The sequence below is a fragment of the Streptomyces zingiberis genome (assembly GCF_012034935.1).
Classification (GTDB): Bacteria; Actinomycetota; Actinomycetes; order Streptomycetales; family Streptomycetaceae; genus Streptomyces; species Streptomyces zingiberis.
Window position 1 is genome coordinate 202,502 of sequence record NZ_JAATEN010000007.1, and the last position, 15,648, is coordinate 218,149.

Sequence of the window (15,648 nt, forward strand, 5' to 3'; positions counted from 1 at the left end):
CCCCACAGCAGTCGGGAGGAGAAGGGGGCTGGTTCCCGGGTGGGGTCACGGAACTCCGGCGGCCGGGTCCGGTGGCCGGGCCGCGGGCCGTGTGCCCGCGTTGCCGCCCGCGACCCGGGTGGTGAGGCCGGCCAGGGCGACACAGCAGGCGGCCACGGGGGCGAGCACGGCGGGCAGCGTGCCGGTGAGCCGGCGCCGGGTCGGGCGCCAGGGGTGGGGACCGGTCATCGGGGCGCCCGCCTTCCGGGAGAGGGCTGCCAGGTGCGCAGCCGGAGACTGTTGCCGACCACCAGCACGGAGCTCACCGACATCGCCGCCGCGGCGAGCATCGGGGTGAGCAGGCCGGCGGCGGCGAGCGGCAGGGTCACGAGGTTGTAGCCGAAGGCCCAGATCAGGTTGGCGCGGATGGTGCCCAGGGCGCGCCGGGCGAGCCGGACGGCGTCGGCGAGGCCCTCCACACCGTCGCGGACCAGCGTCACGTCGGCCGCGCCGATCGCGGCGTCCGTTCCGCTGCCGACGGCGATCCCCAGATCGGCCCCGGCCAGCGCGGCGGCGTCGTTGACGCCGTCGCCGACGACCGCGACCCGGTGGCCCTCCGCCCGCAGTTCCCGGACGAGCGCGGCCTTGTCCTCCGGGGTGCGGCGCGCGTGCACCTCGTCGATGCCGAGCGCGGACGCGACCGCGCGGGCGGGCGCCTCCCGGTCGCCGGTGGCGAGCACGGCGCGCACACCGAGCCGCCGCAGCCGGTCCACGGCCCGGTAGCTGCCGGGCCGGACCACGTCCCCGATCTCGATCAAGGCCTCCGGCGCGCCGTCGACCCGCACCAGCACGGGGGTACGCGCGGCGGTCTCCGACGCGGCCAGCGCCTCGGCCAGGGCGTCGGGCAACACGCCGTCCGGGGCGAGCAGTTCGACGAGGCGGCCCTCCACCCGCCCGCGCACGCCCAGGCCGGCCGTCGCGGCGAAGTCCCGCACCTGCGGCAGCGGACCCCGCACTGACGGGTCCCGGCGGGCGTACGTGAGGACCGCGCGGCCCAGCGGGTGTTCGGAGCCCTGCTCCACCGCGCCGGCCAGCCGCAGCACCGCGTCCCGCCCGAGACCGCCCGGCACGGCCGTGACCCGGGTGACGGTCATGTGCCCGGTGGTGAGCGTGCCGGTCTTGTCGAGGACGACCGTGTCGACGTGGCGGAGCCCCTCCAGCGCCCGCGCGTCCCGCACCAGGACACCGAGTTGCGCGCCCCGCCCGGTTGCGGCCATCAGGGCGGTGGGCGTCGCGAGGCCCAGCGCGCAGGGGCAGGCCACGACCAGCACCGCCACACAGGCCGTGACGGCCGCCTGCGGGTCCGCCCCGGCGCCCAGCCAGAACCCCAGCACCGTCGCGGCCAGGACCAGCACCACCGGAACGAACACCCCGGCCACCACGTCGGCGATCCGCTGCGCCTTCGCCTTGCCGGCCTGCGCCTCCGTCACCAGCCGGGTGATCCGGGCGAGCTGGGTGTCCGCGCCGACGGCCGTGGCCCGTACCAGCAGCAGGCCTCCGGCGTTGACCGCGCCGCCCACCACCGCCGAGCCCGGCCCGACCTCGGCCGGTTCGCTCTCGCCGGTGACCAGGGAAAGGTCCACGGCGGAGGTGCCCTCCGCCACCCGCCCGTCGGTGGCCACCCGCTCGCCCGGCCGCACCACGAAGAGCCGGCCGGCGGTCAGCTCCTCGATGGGCACCAGGCGTTCGGTCCCGTCCTCCCGTACCGCGACCTCCCTGGCCGCGAGCCGGGCCAGCGCACCGAGCGCCGCCCCCGTCCCGCGCCGTGCCCGGGCCTCCAGGAACCGGCCGGCGAGCACGAACAGCGGGACGGCGACGGCCGCTTCGAGATAGACGTGCGCGGGCCCGTCCGCCGCCATGGGCAGCAGGGAGAAGTGCATCCGCACCCCGGGATCGCCCGCGCCACCGAGGAACAGGGCGTACGCGGACCAGCCGAAGGACGCCACGACGCCCAGCGAGACCAGGGTGTCCATGGTCGCCGCCGCGTGCCGCAGCCCGCGGACCGCCCGCACGTGGAACGGCCACGCGCCCCACACCGCGACCGGGGCCGCCAGGACGAAGCAGAGCCACTGCCAGTTCCGGAACTGCCAGGCGGGCACCATGGACAGCACGAGCACCGGCACCGCGAGCAGCGCGGTGACCCACAGCCGCTCCCCCTCCCGGCCCCGCTCCGGCCGGTCCGCCCCGGGTGCCGCGTCCACCGCCGGCCCGCGCCGCCGTCCCCTCGGCGGCTCGGGCAGGGCGGCCGTGTAACCGGCCCCCTCCACGGCCGCGACCAGGTCCTCCGGGCGGACGTGCGGGGGATGCTCGACCCGGGCCCGCCCGGTGGCGAGGTTGACCGTCGCGGTCACGTCCGCCAGCCGCGCGAGCTTCTTCTCCACCCGCCGCACACAGGCCGCGCAGGTCATGCCGCCCACGGCCAGGTCGGTGGTGACCCGCGGGGGCGCCGGTTCGACGGCCATCAGCCACCGCCCCCGTGGCGCGTGTGCTCCTCCATGCCGCCGTTTTCCGTGCCGCCGTTCTCCGCGCCGCCGCCCGTCCCGGGCCGGTGCATGCCCGGCGCGACCGGGCCGGAGGCGCTGCCCACGGCATAGGACACCGTGAAGGCCAGGACGAGCAGGAGCAGGAATCCGCAGAGCGCGGGCGGCGGCACCGGGAGCCACGGCACGGGGCCCCTCCCCGGTGACGGCCGCCCTCCCCGGCCGGGCCGGCCGGTTTCCTCGGCCACTTCCATCAGAGGTCTCCTCGCGCGCGTCGGTGGGGGCCCCGGCCCGGAGGCTGCCGCCCTGTCGGTACGGAGCCGTCGCCCGGCTCCCGCTCCCCATGTGGTCGTGCGGGCCGGGCGGCACGTTCCCACGCCGCTCCGTGACCTACGTCACGGCCGCCGGGACCGGCAGGGCGGCGGCGCCTGCCACCCGGCCGGCCCCCCGCCCGGCCACCGTCAGGCGAGTTCGCTGAAGCGCTCGGCCTGGCGGGTGCCGCCGGCGACGATGATGGTGTCCCCCGCCTCCAGCACGGTGTCGGCCGTGGCGTAGGTGAACCCCTCACCGGGGCGCTTGACGGCGACGACGGTGACCCCGTGGCGGGTGCGGACCCCGCTGTCGCCCAGCGCCAGACCGACCACACCCTCCGGTGGACTGGTCTTGACCAGGGCGAAGTCGTCCTCGAACTCCACGTAGTCCAGCATCCGGCCCCGCACCAGATGGGCGACGCGCTGGCCCATGTCGTGTTCCGGGTGGACGACGTGGTGGACGCCGAGCTGGGCGAGGATGCGGCCGTGGGCCTCGCTGGTGGCCTTGGCCCACACGTCCCGGATGCCGAAGGAGATCAGCAGGGAGGCGGTCAGGATGCTGGCCTCCAGGTCGCTGCCGATGGCGACCACCGCGCGGTCGAACTCGTGGACGGCGAGCTGGCGCAGCACCTCCTCCTTGGTGGCGTCGGCGCGGACCACGTGGGTGAGGGAGCCGGAGAGCTCCTGGACGACCTCGGCCCGCTCGTCGATGCCGAGGACCTCGGTCTCCTCGCCGACCAGTTCCAGGGCCAGGGCGCGGCCGAAGCGGCCCAGGCCGATGACGACGACGGCCTGGTCCCGGGAGGCGCGGCGGCGGGCGGCGGGGGTGCGGCCCCTGGGGGCGCGGGGCTTCTTCCTGGGCGCGGTGTTCTCAGCCAATGACAGGTCGCTCCTCGGGCAGGTCGTACATGCGGACGCGCGAGCGCAGGGCGAGCGCGGAGGCCACCGTGATGGGACCGAGGCGGCCGACGAACATCAGGAAGATCAACAGCAGCTGCTGCCCCGCCGGGAGGTCCGCGGTGATCCCGGTGGACAGCCCCACGGTGGCGAAGGCGGAGACGACCTCGAACAGGGAGCGGTCGAGGCTGATGTCGGTGAAGACCATGAAGACGACCGTGGACACGGCCACCGCGGCCACCGACAGCAGCACCACGGTCAGCGCCTGCCGCTGGACGTCACCGGGGAGACGGCGGTGGAAGATGGTGACCGCGCTCTCGCCCCGTACCTCCGCGTAGATCACGAAGAACAGCACGGCGAACGTGGTGACCTTGATGCCGCCGGCCGTTCCGGCGCTGGCACCGCCGACGAACATCAGGACGTCCATGCCCAGCCAGGTCGCCGGGTTGAGCCCGCCGGTGTCGACGCTGTTGAACCCCGCGGTGCGCGGCATCACGCCCTGGAAGAACCCGGCCAGGAGTTTGCCCGGGACGTCGAGCGGCCCGAGGGTGGCCGGGTTGGACCACTCCACGGCCGTGACGAAGACGCCGCCGCCGGCCAGGAAGACGGCGGTGGCCCACAACACGATCTTGGTGTGCAGCGACCAACGGCGTGGCGTGCGGAAACGCCGGCGCACCTCGAAGAGGACCGGGAACCCCAGCCCGCCTGCGATCACGGCGAAGGCGATGGGCAGACACACCCACGGGTCCGTCACGAACCCCATCAGGCTGTCGCTGTAGAGGGCGAACCCGGCGTTGTTGAACGCGGAGACGGCGTGGAAGACCCCCAGCCAGAGCGCCCTGGGCCAGGACTCGCCGTACCCGAGGCCGAAGCGCAGCGTCAGCACCAGCGCGGTGACCGCCTCGAGCACCAGACTGACCTTGACGACCCCGGCGATGACCGAGCGCACCTCCCCCAGGCCGAGGGTCTTCGTCTCCGCGGCGGCGGTCAGCCGCGCCCGCAGGCCCATACGCCGGGAGATCAGCACCACCAGCAGGGAGGCGAAGGTCATGATCCCGAAGCCGCCGACCTGGATCAGTCCCAGGACGACGGCCTCGCCGAACCCGGTCCAGTAGGCCGGGGTGTCGACCACGACGAGCCCGGTCACGCACACCGCGGAGGTGGCGGTGAACAGCGCCTCCAGCAGGCCCGCGCCCCCGGGGCCATGCCGGGCGGCCGGCAGCATCAGCAGCACCGTGCCCACCACGACGGCGGCGGCGAAGCCCGCCACGACGGCCTGCGCCGGGTGCCGGAACCGCAGCCGCCGCCCCAGGGGACGGGGGCTCACGACGGCACCTTCCGGCCGCGCGAGAGGATGTCGATCGAACGCACCGCACGACCATAGCCGCGCTCCCTCACGGCTCCCACCCGGCCCTCCGGCAAGCCCGGCGGCAGCTCGTACGCCTGCCCGCGGGACGGGGGGCGGGGGACGGGAGGGTCGGTACCCGTCCGGCAGGGGCGTGCCCGGCGGCACCGCCGGGGTTTCGGTCGCGGGCTCTCGTCCCGGCGGGACGGACGCGGGCCGGCGAACCGGGCCACTCCTGGGGCCCGCCGGGGCTCACACCACGCCGGAACTGCCCGGGAGGGTCAGAGACCGGCGCAGATGTCGCGGGCCTTGGCCAGCTCCTTCTTCACCTCGGCGTCGACCTCGAAGACCTGGGCGTGGCGGTTGCGCGCACGGCCGACGGCCTCGGCGAGCGGCTCATACGCGGCGTCGCCCGCGGCGGCCGCGTTGGCCAGGTCGAAGGCGCCCGCGAAGCGGTACATCGCCCGCTCACCCGCCGCGCCCTCCGTCGACAGCCGGGACTCGTCCAGGCCGGCCAGCGCGCCGCACGCCCCACGGGCGTCGCTCGCGGTGCCGCCGCCCGCGTCCGGGGTGTCTCCGTTCAGCGCCCAGGCCGCGCCCACGGCTCCGCCACCCACCAGCAGCCCGGCCAGGAGAGCGGCCACCAGCGGGCCCCGGCCGCGGGCCGGCGCGGAGGGCGGGGGAACGGCCGGCGCGGGCGGGGGCGGAGGCGGAGGCGGAGGGAGGGGTGCCTGGTACGGCTGTTGTTCCTGCATGGACGCGACTGTAGCCCGCTGTTCACCCGGCCGCCGGGGACCTGTACGTCTCGCCCACCCGCGCCATGCCCGCTGCCGGGAAACTCCATGGCGCACCGGCCGTTCCGCGCCGGTCCCCCGCCCCCTGCCTCCCGGACCGATGTCGCCGGAGGGTGCTTCGTCCGGGGGGTCCGGGCCGTCCGGACCGTCCGGGGCCGGAGAGGAACCATGGACTCCCCCTCGGGTCCGAAAGCGGAGGGCCGCTGTCGGTGGGGTGCGGCATGCTGGAGGTATGTCCGCCTGGCCGCGCACCGTCTGTCCTGTCTGCCGCCGCTCCGTCGCCGTCAACCCCGACAAGCGCAAGATCGTCGACCACAAGTACCCGCGCCCCCGCGACCGGGCACTGGACCTCGTGCTCTGCCACGGCTCCGAGCGGCAGGTGGAGATGAACGGCGTCCTGTTCCTCCCTTTCGAGGAGGACGCGCGGGAGGCCGACGGGGAGCAGGCTCTCTTCTGAGCCCGCCGCCCGGCCGACCCGCCCGGATGGGCGTCAGCCCCGCCGTTCTCCTCTCGTCCCGTCGCGCCGCTCGAACCGGGCGCGGGCGGCGTCATGCGCCTCGCGCAGCAGCCGCTCCACCGTGCCCGCCGTCCGCTCGCCGGGGTTGACGATCGCGACCCAGCCCAGCGCGCCGTACACGGGGTGTGGCATCACACGGTCGGTGGCCGCGTGATCGTAGGGGCGGCTGAGACCGCGCGGTTCCTCCCCGACGAGCTCGCGGAAGACCGCCCGGTCCACGTGGACGTTCACCCGCCAGCGGCCGGCCGGGCAGAGGCCGGACTCGGTGTCGTCCGGGTAGTCCTTGGTGGTGACCGTCGCGTACGGCTGGGCGTTCGCCGGAATCCGGCCGTCAGGGGCGACGTAGAAGAACACATCCCCCCAGGCGAGCTCCGGAGAGCCGTCCCCCGGGCCCGGCCGGACGACCAGCGCACCGTCGAAGCCGCGCACCGTCTCGATGACGCGTTCCATGTTCATACTCGTACCCGTACTCATGGTTCAAGGGTCCGCTTGACGTGCTTCTGTGGGGTTGACGCGATGGAAGAGCAGGTCAGCGAGGTGTGTTGGACACCGCTCCGCACAGTCGACGTGGCGCGGGAGTCGGGTTACTCGGTGCAGCAGGTGCGGGACCTCGAACGGCAAGGCGTCATCCCCCCGGCCGCCCGGTCGCCCAACGGCTACCGCGCCTACGCGCCGGTCCACGTACACGCCCTGCGCGCCTACCGTGGGCTCGCGGCCGCGGCCGGGCCGGTCGAGGCACGGCGGATGCTGACGGAGCTGCGCACGGAGAGCCTCGCGGTGGCAGCTGCGGCGATCGGCGCGGTGCACGTCCGCCTGGCGCGCGAACGGGAGGAGACCCTGCGCGCCGAGGAGGCGCTGCTCGCGATCCGGGCGGAGGCGGGAACGGGCGCGCCCGAGCGGGAGGGTGACGTCATGACGATCACGGAACTCGCGGGAGCCCTGGGGGTGCGCCCGTCCACCCTGCGGTTCTGGGAGCGGGAGAGGCTGCTCCGCCCGGAGCGTGTGACGTCCCTGCGGGCGCGCCGCTACGGTCTCGCCGCCATCAGGGCCGCGCGCGTCGTCGTGGCCCTCCGGGGCGCCGGGTACGGCATCCCCGCCGTGCGAGAGGCCATGGGCTCCCTCCACCGGCTCGACGGCCTGGCCGGGACTCACCGCGTGCTGCGCCGGCGCCTCGACGGGATCGCCGTCCGGACCGTGGCCCTCCTCCGCGCGGGTACGGACCTGGCGGTGGTGATCAGCTCCGTCACGGCGTCGGAGCCGCCCCCAGCAGGGCGTTGAGTTCCGCGTAGGCCGGGACCCCCGGGGCCGTGCCGAAGGTGAAGGTGCCCTCCTCGCGGATCTCCCGGGCGGCGCCGAGGAGCGCGCCGAGCGCGGCCCTGGCCATCGACGATCCGACGCTGATCCGCTGCACGCCCAGCGCGCCCAGATCCACGACGGACAGCCGTAGCGCGCCGCCCGTCAGGACGTTGAGCGGGCGGTCCACGGCGGAGCGGACGGCGCGGATCGCGTCGGCGTCCGGCAGCGCGGGCGCGTAGAGCACGTCGGCGCCCGCCTCCTCGTACGCCCGGAGGCGGCGGATCGTGTCGGGCAGGTCGGGGCGGCCCCGGAAGAAGTTCTCCGCGCGGGCCGTCACCGTGAACGGGAAGGGCAGTTCCCGCGCGGCGGCGACGGCCGCGGCCACCCGCTCCGCCGCTTCCTCCACCGGACGCAGCGGTGCGCCGGCCCGCCCCGTGGCGTCCTCCACGGAGCCGCCGACCAGGCCGGCGGCGGCCGCGAGCCGGACCGTCTCCGCGACCTCCTGGGGGGTGGCCCCGAAACCACTCTCCAGGTCGGCGGTGACGGGCAGATCCGTCGCCCCCGTGATCGCGCGGGCGTTGGCGAGGATCTCCTCACGGCCGACGCCCTCCGCGCCGTCCGGGAGGCCGAGGGTGTAGGCGAGGCCGGCGCCGGTGGTGGCCAGCGCGGCGAAGCCGAGGCCGGCGAGGAGGCGGGCGGTGCCGGCGTCCCAGGGGTTCGGGACGACGAACGGCCGCCCCGCCTCGTGCAGTTCGCGGAACGCGATGCCCTTGCGGCGCTGGTCGTCCCCCTCGCGGCGCTGGTCGTCGGTGGCGTCGTGGCGCACGGCGGGCCTCTCCTCCGGTGCGGTGGCGGTGTGCGGGGGATCTCCGGCACACCGTAGCGGGGCCCGCCGACAGCCTCGTTCCTCCGGCTCCGGCGTCGGGTCCCGGGGCCGGGATCCGGGCTCCGGGGTCCGGGATCCGGGCTCCGGGCTCCGGGGGCTTGGGGTCCCCGGCTCCGGGGCTCCCTGCTCCGGCTCCGGGCTTGGGACTTGGGGCTTGGGGCTTGGGACTTGGGACTTGGGGCCCGGGACCCCGCCGGGTCCTCGTCCCGCTCCCCGGCGGGTGCCCGTCCGTCTCCTCACACCCGCCCGTCCCCGTGCGCCCGGTCGATGGCGGCCGCCGCGTTGATCAGCCCGACGTGGCTGAACGCCTGCGGGAAGTTGCCGAGCAGTCCGCCGCCGCGCGGGTCGATCTCCTCGGCGAGCAGCCCCAGGTCGTTGGCGAAGCCGGTGACACGGTCGAACAGGACCTCGGCGCGGCCGGGGTGGCCGGCCAGGGCCAGGGCCGAGGCGAGCCAGAAGGAGCAGAGGACGAAGGTGCCCTCGTCGCCCGCGAGCCCGTCCGCCGCCCCGTCACCGCCTGTGCCCCGGTCGTCGTTCACCCGGTAGCGCAGCACGAGCCCGTCCTCGGTCAGATCGCGGGCGATCGCCTCGATCGTGGCCGCCATGCGGGGGTCGGTGGCGGGCAGGAAGCCGTAGAGCGGCATGAGCAGGGCAGCGGCGTCGAGGGCGTCGGAGTCGAACGCCTGGGCGTAGGCGCCGCGCCGTTCGCTCCAGCCGCGCCGCAGCACGGCCGCGCGGACCCGGTCCCGTTCCGCCGCCCAGGCCGCGGTCCGCGCGTGGCGGCCGAGACGCGGGGCCAGTTCCACCGCCCGGTCGAGCGCCACCCAGCACAGCACCTTCGAGGAAAGGTGGTGGCGGGGCGGGCCGCGCATCTCCCACATACCGGCGTCCGGCTCCGTCCAGCGTTCCGCCGCCGTGTCCGCCAGCCCGGCGGCGAAGCGCTGGATCTCCGGGTGGAGGTCGCCCAGCCGCTCCCGGTACAGGTGCAGCGCGTTGAGCAGTTCGCCGTGGACGTCGAGCTGGGTCTGCGTCCAGGCCCCGTTGCCGGCCCGCGCCGGGCGGGAGTCCCACCGGCCCCGCAGATGGGGCAGTTCGCGCTCGGACAGGTCGTGCTCGCCGCCGACCCCGTACATGATCTGGAGCGACGAGCCCGTCCGCGCGTCACCGCCCGCGGCACCCGGCATGCCCGCGGCGCTCGTCATGAAGGAGACGAAGTCGGAAGCCTCGTCGGGGCAGGTACCGAGGTGGAGCGCCTCCAGGGTGAGGCTGGCGTCGCGGATCCAGGCGTAGCGGTAGTCCCAGTTCCGCTCGCCGCCCGCCGTCTCCGGGAGGGAGGTCGTCGGCGCGGCGACGACGGCGCCCGTCGGGCGGTAGCTGAGCCCCTTCAGGACGCGGGCGGAGAAACGGACCAGGTCGCGGTGCGGGCCCCGGTAGATGTCGTGCTCGGCCTCCCAGGAGCGCCACGCCTCGGCGGTGTCGGCGATCCGTTCCGGCACCCGCCCGGGGGCGGTCGGCTCCGGTGGGGCGGTCTCCGGGGGCGCCCAGACCAGCGAGAAGCCCAGCCGCTGTCCCGGCGTCACGCGCAGCCGGGCGTGGACCGCGGCGTCCCCGGCCTCCGGCGGGACGGGGAAGCGCGCGGCGATCTGGTTCGGGCCGCCGAAGGTGCGGACCCCGCTGCCGGTGAGCCGCAGCAGCGGGCGCACCAGCCCGTACTCGGGGCGGGGCACCAGGTCGACGTCGAACAGCACCTCGCCGCTCACCCCCTCGACCTCGCGCAGCAGTTCGTGCGGGGGACGCAGCCCCAGGTCGTGCCCGCGCTGCCCCTGCGGGACGGCGAGCGCGTCGCGCAGCCGGGCCACCCCGGTGGCGGTGGTGAACGTGGTTTCGAGGACCAGGGAGCCCGGCAGATAGCGGCGCGCCGCCTCGAACGGGCCGCGCGGGGTGATCGACCAGTGGCCGGCGTCCGGGTCGAGCAGGCGGGCGAAGAGCGCCGGGCTGTCGAAACGCGGCAGGCACAGCCAGTCGACCGATCCCCGCCGGTCGACCAGGGCGGCCGAGTTGCCGTCCGCGAGCATCCCGTAGTCGGCGAGGGGCGGGGCCGGGGAGCGGGACGCGGAAAGGGCTCCGGCGGCCGGGGCTCGGGCGGCCGGCTCGTGCCCCGGCGCGGGCGCGGACGCCGACGGGGCCGCCGCGGCGGGCGCGGGCCCGTCCGCGTCCCCGGGCTCTCCCCCGGGCCGGGCCATGGGCGGCGGCGGGGGCACGGCTACTCGAACCGCGGGTAGAGGGTCATCCCGCCGTCGACGTAGACCGTCGAGCCGACGATGTACTCGGCCTGTTCGGAGGCGAGGAAGGTCACCACCCGGGCGATCTCCGCCGCCTCGCCCCACCGCCCCCAGGGGATCTGCGCCTCGACCGCCCCGCGCCGCTCCGGGTCGGCGAGCACCTCCTCGTTGATCGGGGTCGCGATCGCCCCGGGCGCCACGGACACCACCCGGATGCCGTGCGGCGCGAGTTCGTGGGCGATGGTCCGGGCGAACAGCCGCTGCCCGCCCTTGGAGGCGCAGTAGTGGGAGTACTGCTTCCAGGGGATCGTCTCGTGGACGCTGGTGATGTTGACGATCGCGCCGCGCGCCTCCCGGTCCAGCATGATCCGCGCGGCCTCCCGCGAGCAGAGGAACGTCCCGGTGAGGTTGACGTCGAGGACCTTCCGCCACCACTCCAGCTCCATGTCGACGAGCCGGAACGGGCGTTCCAGGCCCGCGTTGTTGACCAGCAGGTCGAGCCCGCCGAACACGTCCGCCGCCCGGGCGAACGCCCGCCGCACCTGTTCCTCGTCGGTGACGTCCAGCGGGACGGTGAGCGCCTCGCCACCGCCGTCCCGGATCTCCCGGGCCATCCGGTCGGCCGTCCCCGGGCCGCCCAGGTGGGTGATCGCGACGGCGGCGCCGTGCGCGGCGAGGTGGTACGCGATGGCCTGGCCGATCCCGGAGTCCGCGCCGGTGACCAGCGCCTTGCGCCCGTCCAGCAGCCGCCGCCCGGGCGGCTCCATCAGGAACGCGCCCTCGGCGCGGGTCGCGGGCTCGCTGCTCACGGGCGGTCTCCCGGTGCTCTCGACGGCCAGGGCCGGCCCGGCGGCCGCGTCCCGGTCCGGGCGGTGACGAGAGCCTGTCTACACCAGCGCGCCACGGCCGGAGACGATCACCACGCCGGGCACCGCCCCGCCGGCCGACCCGCTGACCGGTGCTTTCCCGTCGGCCGCCGTCCTGGTCCGACCGGCCACGATGCCGCCGCGCCTCCGCCGGCGAGCCACTCCCCGGCGAGCGCCCCTGGCCTCACGGCCCGTCCGCGCCGGTCCCGCGCCCCGGCCCGCACGGCAGGGCCCGTTTCAGCCGCCCGAAGGCCGGGCCCGCCCCGGCCGGGCGGACGCGTCACCCGAGCGCTTCGGCGCCCCCGCGGGCCGGGATCACGGCCCGGAAGGGGAACGCGAGGAGCAGGGCGATCGCGACGAGCAGGCCGCTCGCCCACAGCGGCCCGAGGTTCCCCGCCGTGGTGGAGAGGGCGGCGGCGGCGAGGAGGGGGCCGGCCACGGCGCCGGTGTTGAGCGCCGCGGTCGCGTAGGCACCGGCCATCGTGGGTGCGCCCGCCGCCTCGTGGAGAACCCGCGTGATCAGCGTCGCCCCCACCGCGAACGACAGCGCGCCCTGGACGAACACCAGGGCGAACAGAGCGGCCGGCTCGTGGGCCAGTACCGCCAGGGCCGGCCAGCCGAGGAGCAGAAGCGGGCCGGCGACCGCGACCACCTGCCCGGGGCGCCGGTCGGCCAGCCGTCCGGCGACGCCGACCCCGGTGAAGGAGCCCGCGCCGAAGAGCACCAGAACCACGGAGACCCACGACGCGCCCAGCCCGGCCGTGCCGGTCACCACGGGGGCGAGGAAGGTGAGGCTCCCGAAGGTCGCCGCGTTCACCAGCGCGCCGAGCAGCATCACCAGGAGCAATGGCCCCCTGGTGAGCTGCGCGAACTCCGCCCGCAGGACGGGAACGCCCCTCGTCCGCTCTGCCGCGCGTCCCGCCGGGATCCCTGTGAGGATGCCCAGGGCCGCCGGCAGGCAGAGGACGGCGACGGCCCAGAAGGTGACACGCCAGCCGGACAGCGTGCTCAGGAGCGACCCGCCGGGCACGCCCGCGACCATGGCCACCGTCGTGCCCGCCAGCAGCACGGCCGGCGCGCGCCCCTTCCGGCCGGGCGGGACCAGCGCGGTGGCGGCCGTCAGAGCGACGGCGAGGAACCCCGCGTTGGCGAGGGCGGCGAGGACCCGGGTGGCGAACAGCACCGGGAAACTGGTGGTGACGGCCCCCACGACATGCGCCGCCGCGAAGACGAGGACGAACACGAGAAGGGCGGCGCGCCGGGACCGGCCGCGGGCGAGCACCGCCGCCAGGGGGGCGCCGACGACCATGCCGATCGCGAACGCCGAGGTGAGCGCGCCCGCCGTCCCGGCGGTGACGCCGAGATCCGAGGCGATGTCCGGCACCAGGCCGGCGAGCATGAACTCCGAGGTGCCCATGGCGAAGACCGCCAGGGCGAGCAGGTACAGCGGAAGAGGCATCGAGTGGCTCCGAGGTGAGGAGAGGCGAGAAGGTCATCTCGTCACCGCGGCCGGCCCTGACGAACACCCGCGCCCCACCGCGGAACGCGGCGCGACGGCGGAGCCATGAACGCACCGGTCGCCCACCGGCTGCCCGGCTGCCCGGTGGCTGCTCAGTGGTGGTGGTTCAGGGGCGGCGGTTCAGGGGGCTGACGGCGTGACCGAAAGCCCCCACCGTGTCCGACTCAGGACTCGACATGCCCCGCACGCTACCGCGCCGCCCACCCGGCAGGCATCCCGGTTCCACCGCCCGGGCCACACCGTCGTTCCGGGTCAGCCCTCTCGCGCCCCGTGCCGTTCCCCTCCTGCCACCGGCCCCCTCGGCACGGCACTCGCGCCCGTCAGGGCCCGCTGCCTCTCCCACCGCCTACGCCGCCGCCTTCCGCCGGGCGACATCCTCGGCGCGTTCACGGAGCTGCCGCACGGCCCGGTTCTCGGCCCGCCGGGCCACGAGTCGCCGCAACCTCGCGAAGTGCTCGTCCCCCCGGGAGGTCGACAGCGCGGCGTAGTCGGTGAGGAACCGGTCCCAGGTCTCGCAGGCGCCGTCGATGTGGCCGTGCTCCCACTGCCGGGCGGCGAGCACACCGTGGGCGTGAAGACGGCCTTGGCGCTCGTGCGCGGGACGGGCGCGGTTGGACCGCCGCATGGCCCGGATGGACCCGGGGAGGTCGCCCAGCGCGTACAGCACGCCGCTGACGTGGAACTGGTAGGCCGCCTCGTCGTAACCACCGACCGCGTCGTTGCGCCCGTCGGCCCTCGACAACGCCTCCTCCGTCTCACGGAGGCGGCCGAACGCCTGCCGCCGGTCTCCGACGAGCGCGGCCCCGTGCGCCTGCTGGCCACGGAGGAACGCGACGAGGCGGGGGCCCGCAGCGGGAGCTGCCTCCGCCGCGGAATCCGCCAGTTCCAGCGCCTTGGCGCCGTGCCGCAGACTGGCGGCCTGCAACGCCATACCGCGCAGCGTCCGGCAGTACGTCACCTGATCTCCCCCTTCCTCCGCGAGCCTCAACGCCTGGAGGAAGTACCGCTGCCCGAGCCCGTGCGACCTCTCGTACATGGCCATCCACCCGGTCAGATACACGAAGTCGCTCGCGGCGGCCAGCAGTTCCCCGCGCACCTTCGGAGTGCAACCGGCCTCCAGCCACGGCAGGACGGTGTTGGCAAGGAACGCCGCGGCCATGGGCCTCGCGTGGCCGCCGCCGAGGTCGTCGAGGGCCGTCGCGATGTGGTCGGTCATGCGGCGTACGGTGGTCACTTCGCCGGACCCGACCCGCACGGTTCGCCCGGCCTTCCCGGCATCGTGGGCCGTGCCGAGTCGGTCCCCCAGTTCGGAGAAGGCCGGGACGGCGAGCGCCGCCGAGTACAGCCCTCCGGCGAGCACCCCGCGCCGGGTCGGATCCATGTCGTGCCGCACCAGATCGGCCAGGGCGGCGGCCCTGTTCGTGTCCGCGCCCGGGAAGCCGATCTCGGCGTACGTCACGACGCGGCCGACCCGGCGCGAGAGCGCCTCGGCGACCGCCGGGCGTGCCTCCGCCCTGGGGACGCTGCCGTTCAGCCAGTGGCTCACGCTGCTCGCGTCGTAGCTCAGGGTGAGCCCGGACTCGGCCGCGGTTCGGTTCACGGCACGGGCGAACTGACCGTTCCCCCAGCGGGCCTCCGTCATCAGTGCGGCCAGTGCGGTGTTCTCCGTGCCTCCCATGCGGGCTCCCCGGATCGTTCAACGCGTTCAACGGCTCCGCCAGCATGACCCGTTCTCCGCGCGCCCGCGTCCCCGTTGGGTGGATATCAGCCGCCCGGGGGCTCACCGTCTTCCGGCGGCCGGCGACGAAGGTCCGGCGAGCGCGCGCCCCGCGCGGGCGGCGGGCGAACGGGCTCCGAGAAGAAGAGAGGACCATCGGTGAGCTCAGCGGAAACCGAGCACGAGAAGGCCGCCGGCACCGGGACCGACCCGGCCGCCGCCGTCCTGTACGTCTGCGCGGAGCGGGGAACGGTCAGTCCCGGACTGGCAGCCGGGCGGGCGGAAGAGGAAGGTCATGCCTTCGCCGCCACGCACGGACTCCGGATCGTGGAGGTGGTCGGCGATCCTTACGGCGAGCCGGATCCCCGGCAGCGTGAGGGCTGGAGGCGGATTCGGGCCATGGCGGAGACCGGCGCGGTGGGTGTCGTCGTCGTGCGGTGGCCGGCGGTGATCGCTCCCGAGTCCGCGCACGAACTCCGGTACCACGAACTCCGTTGGCTTCGCGAGCACGGCGTGCGGGTGCGCTACTCCTGGCCGCCGCTCCTCCAGTGCGGTGCGGACCGGTGACGGCACAGGTGGCACGGCTCCGTGGCCCATCCGCCGAAACCGGCTCGGCACCACGGCCCGCACCGTGAGGTGGCGGCAGGAAGTCCGGGCGCGTGCGCCCCCGCGCGCCCGGGGTGGTGGGACCGGGCGCGA

At 75.6% G+C, this 15,648-nt stretch carries 15 protein-coding genes; 3 read left to right on the plus strand and 12 right to left on the minus strand.

Annotated features, from left to right (window positions below):
* Positions 1-45: 45 nt before the first annotated feature.
* From HCK00_RS11725 to HCK00_RS27560, 6 genes are all read right to left on the minus strand, one after another.
* Positions 46-228, minus strand: coding sequence for a hypothetical protein (locus HCK00_RS11725; RefSeq protein ID WP_168101786.1), 183 nt, complete (start codon positions 226-228; stop codon positions 46-48).
* Complete coding sequence (locus HCK00_RS11730; RefSeq protein ID WP_168101787.1) at positions 225-2,501, minus strand: heavy metal translocating P-type ATPase; 2,277 nt, start codon at positions 2,499-2,501, stop codon at positions 225-227. Before HCK00_RS11730 ends, HCK00_RS11725 begins: the two co-directional genes overlap by 4 nt.
* On the minus strand, positions 2,501-2,707 hold the full coding sequence (locus HCK00_RS11735) for a hypothetical protein (protein WP_168101788.1): 207 nt from the start codon (positions 2,705-2,707) through the stop codon (positions 2,501-2,503). Before HCK00_RS11735 ends, HCK00_RS11730 begins: the two co-directional genes overlap by 1 nt.
* Before the next feature lie 273 nt (positions 2,708-2,980).
* Complete coding sequence (locus HCK00_RS11740) at positions 2,981-3,709, minus strand: potassium channel family protein (RefSeq protein WP_206320220.1); 729 nt, start codon at positions 3,707-3,709, stop codon at positions 2,981-2,983.
* A complete protein-coding gene (locus HCK00_RS11745; RefSeq protein WP_311765270.1) occupies positions 3,702-5,054 on the minus strand; it encodes a TrkH family potassium uptake protein in 1,353 nt (450 codons plus the stop codon). The genes HCK00_RS11740 and HCK00_RS11745 overlap by 8 nt, the downstream gene beginning before the upstream one ends.
* Positions 5,055-5,353: 299 nt before the next feature.
* Positions 5,354-5,827, minus strand: a complete 474-nt coding sequence (locus HCK00_RS27560; protein ID WP_240965481.1) for a hypothetical protein — start codon at positions 5,825-5,827, stop codon at positions 5,354-5,356.
* A gap of 271 nt (positions 5,828-6,098) precedes the next feature.
* Between HCK00_RS27560 and HCK00_RS11755 the strand changes: the two genes are divergently transcribed.
* Positions 6,099-6,323 (plus strand): hypothetical protein, encoded by a 225-nt coding sequence (locus tag HCK00_RS11755; protein ID WP_168101789.1) that lies wholly within the window; start codon positions 6,099-6,101, stop codon positions 6,321-6,323.
* 33 nt (positions 6,324-6,356) lie between these two features.
* On the opposite strand, the gene HCK00_RS11760 is transcribed toward HCK00_RS11755, so the two are convergent.
* On the minus strand, positions 6,357-6,833 hold the full coding sequence (locus tag HCK00_RS11760) for a DUF6194 family protein (protein ID WP_168101914.1): 477 nt from the start codon (positions 6,831-6,833) through the stop codon (positions 6,357-6,359).
* A gap of 66 nt (positions 6,834-6,899) precedes the next feature.
* Here HCK00_RS11760 and HCK00_RS11765 point away from each other — a divergent pair, with 66 nt between their 5' ends.
* Complete coding sequence (locus HCK00_RS11765; protein ID WP_168101790.1) at positions 6,900-7,661, plus strand: MerR family transcriptional regulator; 762 nt, start codon at positions 6,900-6,902, stop codon at positions 7,659-7,661.
* On the opposite strand, the gene HCK00_RS11770 is transcribed toward HCK00_RS11765, so the two are convergent.
* The 5 genes from HCK00_RS11770 to HCK00_RS11790 form a co-directional block, all read right to left on the minus strand.
* On the minus strand, positions 7,627-8,505 hold the full coding sequence (locus HCK00_RS11770) for an isocitrate lyase/PEP mutase family protein (RefSeq protein WP_311765271.1): 879 nt from the start codon (positions 8,503-8,505) through the stop codon (positions 7,627-7,629). The genes HCK00_RS11765 and HCK00_RS11770 overlap by 35 nt on opposite strands.
* A gap of 296 nt (positions 8,506-8,801) precedes the next feature.
* Positions 8,802-10,826 carry a glycoside hydrolase family 15 protein gene (locus HCK00_RS11775; RefSeq protein WP_311765272.1) on the minus strand — a complete coding sequence of 675 codons (2,025 nt, stop codon included), beginning with the start codon at positions 10,824-10,826 and terminating at the stop codon, positions 8,802-8,804.
* 2 nt (positions 10,827-10,828) lie between these two features.
* Positions 10,829-11,656 (minus strand): glucose 1-dehydrogenase, encoded by an 828-nt coding sequence (locus tag HCK00_RS11780; RefSeq protein WP_206320221.1) that lies wholly within the window; start codon positions 11,654-11,656, stop codon positions 10,829-10,831.
* A gap of 337 nt (positions 11,657-11,993) precedes the next feature.
* Complete coding sequence (locus HCK00_RS11785; RefSeq protein WP_168101791.1) at positions 11,994-13,172, minus strand: Cmx/CmrA family chloramphenicol efflux MFS transporter; 1,179 nt, start codon at positions 13,170-13,172, stop codon at positions 11,994-11,996.
* Between the two features lie 406 nt (positions 13,173-13,578).
* The gene (locus HCK00_RS11790; RefSeq protein WP_168101792.1) at positions 13,579-14,910 is read right to left on the minus strand and encodes an NsdA family TPR-like regulatory protein; all 1,332 of its coding nucleotides are present in this window, start codon (positions 14,908-14,910) and stop codon (positions 13,579-13,581) included.
* Between the two features lie 198 nt (positions 14,911-15,108).
* Here HCK00_RS11790 and HCK00_RS11795 point away from each other — a divergent pair, with 198 nt between their 5' ends.
* Positions 15,109-15,516 carry a recombinase family protein gene (locus HCK00_RS11795; protein WP_168101793.1) on the plus strand — a complete coding sequence of 136 codons (408 nt, stop codon included), beginning with the start codon at positions 15,109-15,111 and terminating at the stop codon, positions 15,514-15,516.
* Positions 15,517-15,648 lie beyond the last annotated feature (132 nt).

Coding starts and splice junctions, on each gene's coding strand:
- HCK00_RS11730 (WP_168101787.1), bottom strand. CDS start 2,501: ATGGCCGTCGAACCGGCGCCCCCGCGGGTCACCACCGACCTGGCCGTG.
- HCK00_RS11760 (WP_168101914.1), bottom strand. CDS start 6,833: ATGGAACGCGTCATCGAGACGGTGCGCGGCTTCGACGGTGCGCTGGTC.
- HCK00_RS11765 (WP_168101790.1), top strand. CDS start 6,900: ATGGAAGAGCAGGTCAGCGAGGTGTGTTGGACACCGCTCCGCACAGTC.
- HCK00_RS11755 (WP_168101789.1), top strand. CDS start 6,099: ATGTCCGCCTGGCCGCGCACCGTCTGTCCTGTCTGCCGCCGCTCCGTC.
- HCK00_RS11785 (WP_168101791.1), bottom strand. CDS start 13,172: ATGCCTCTTCCGCTGTACCTGCTCGCCCTGGCGGTCTTCGCCATGGGC.
- HCK00_RS27560 (WP_240965481.1), bottom strand. CDS start 5,827: ATGCAGGAACAACAGCCGTACCAGGCACCCCTCCCTCCGCCTCCGCCT.
- HCK00_RS11790 (WP_168101792.1), bottom strand. CDS start 14,910: ATGGGAGGCACGGAGAACACCGCACTGGCCGCACTGATGACGGAGGCC.
- HCK00_RS11725 (WP_168101786.1), bottom strand. CDS start 228: ATGACCGGTCCCCACCCCTGGCGCCCGACCCGGCGCCGGCTCACCGGC.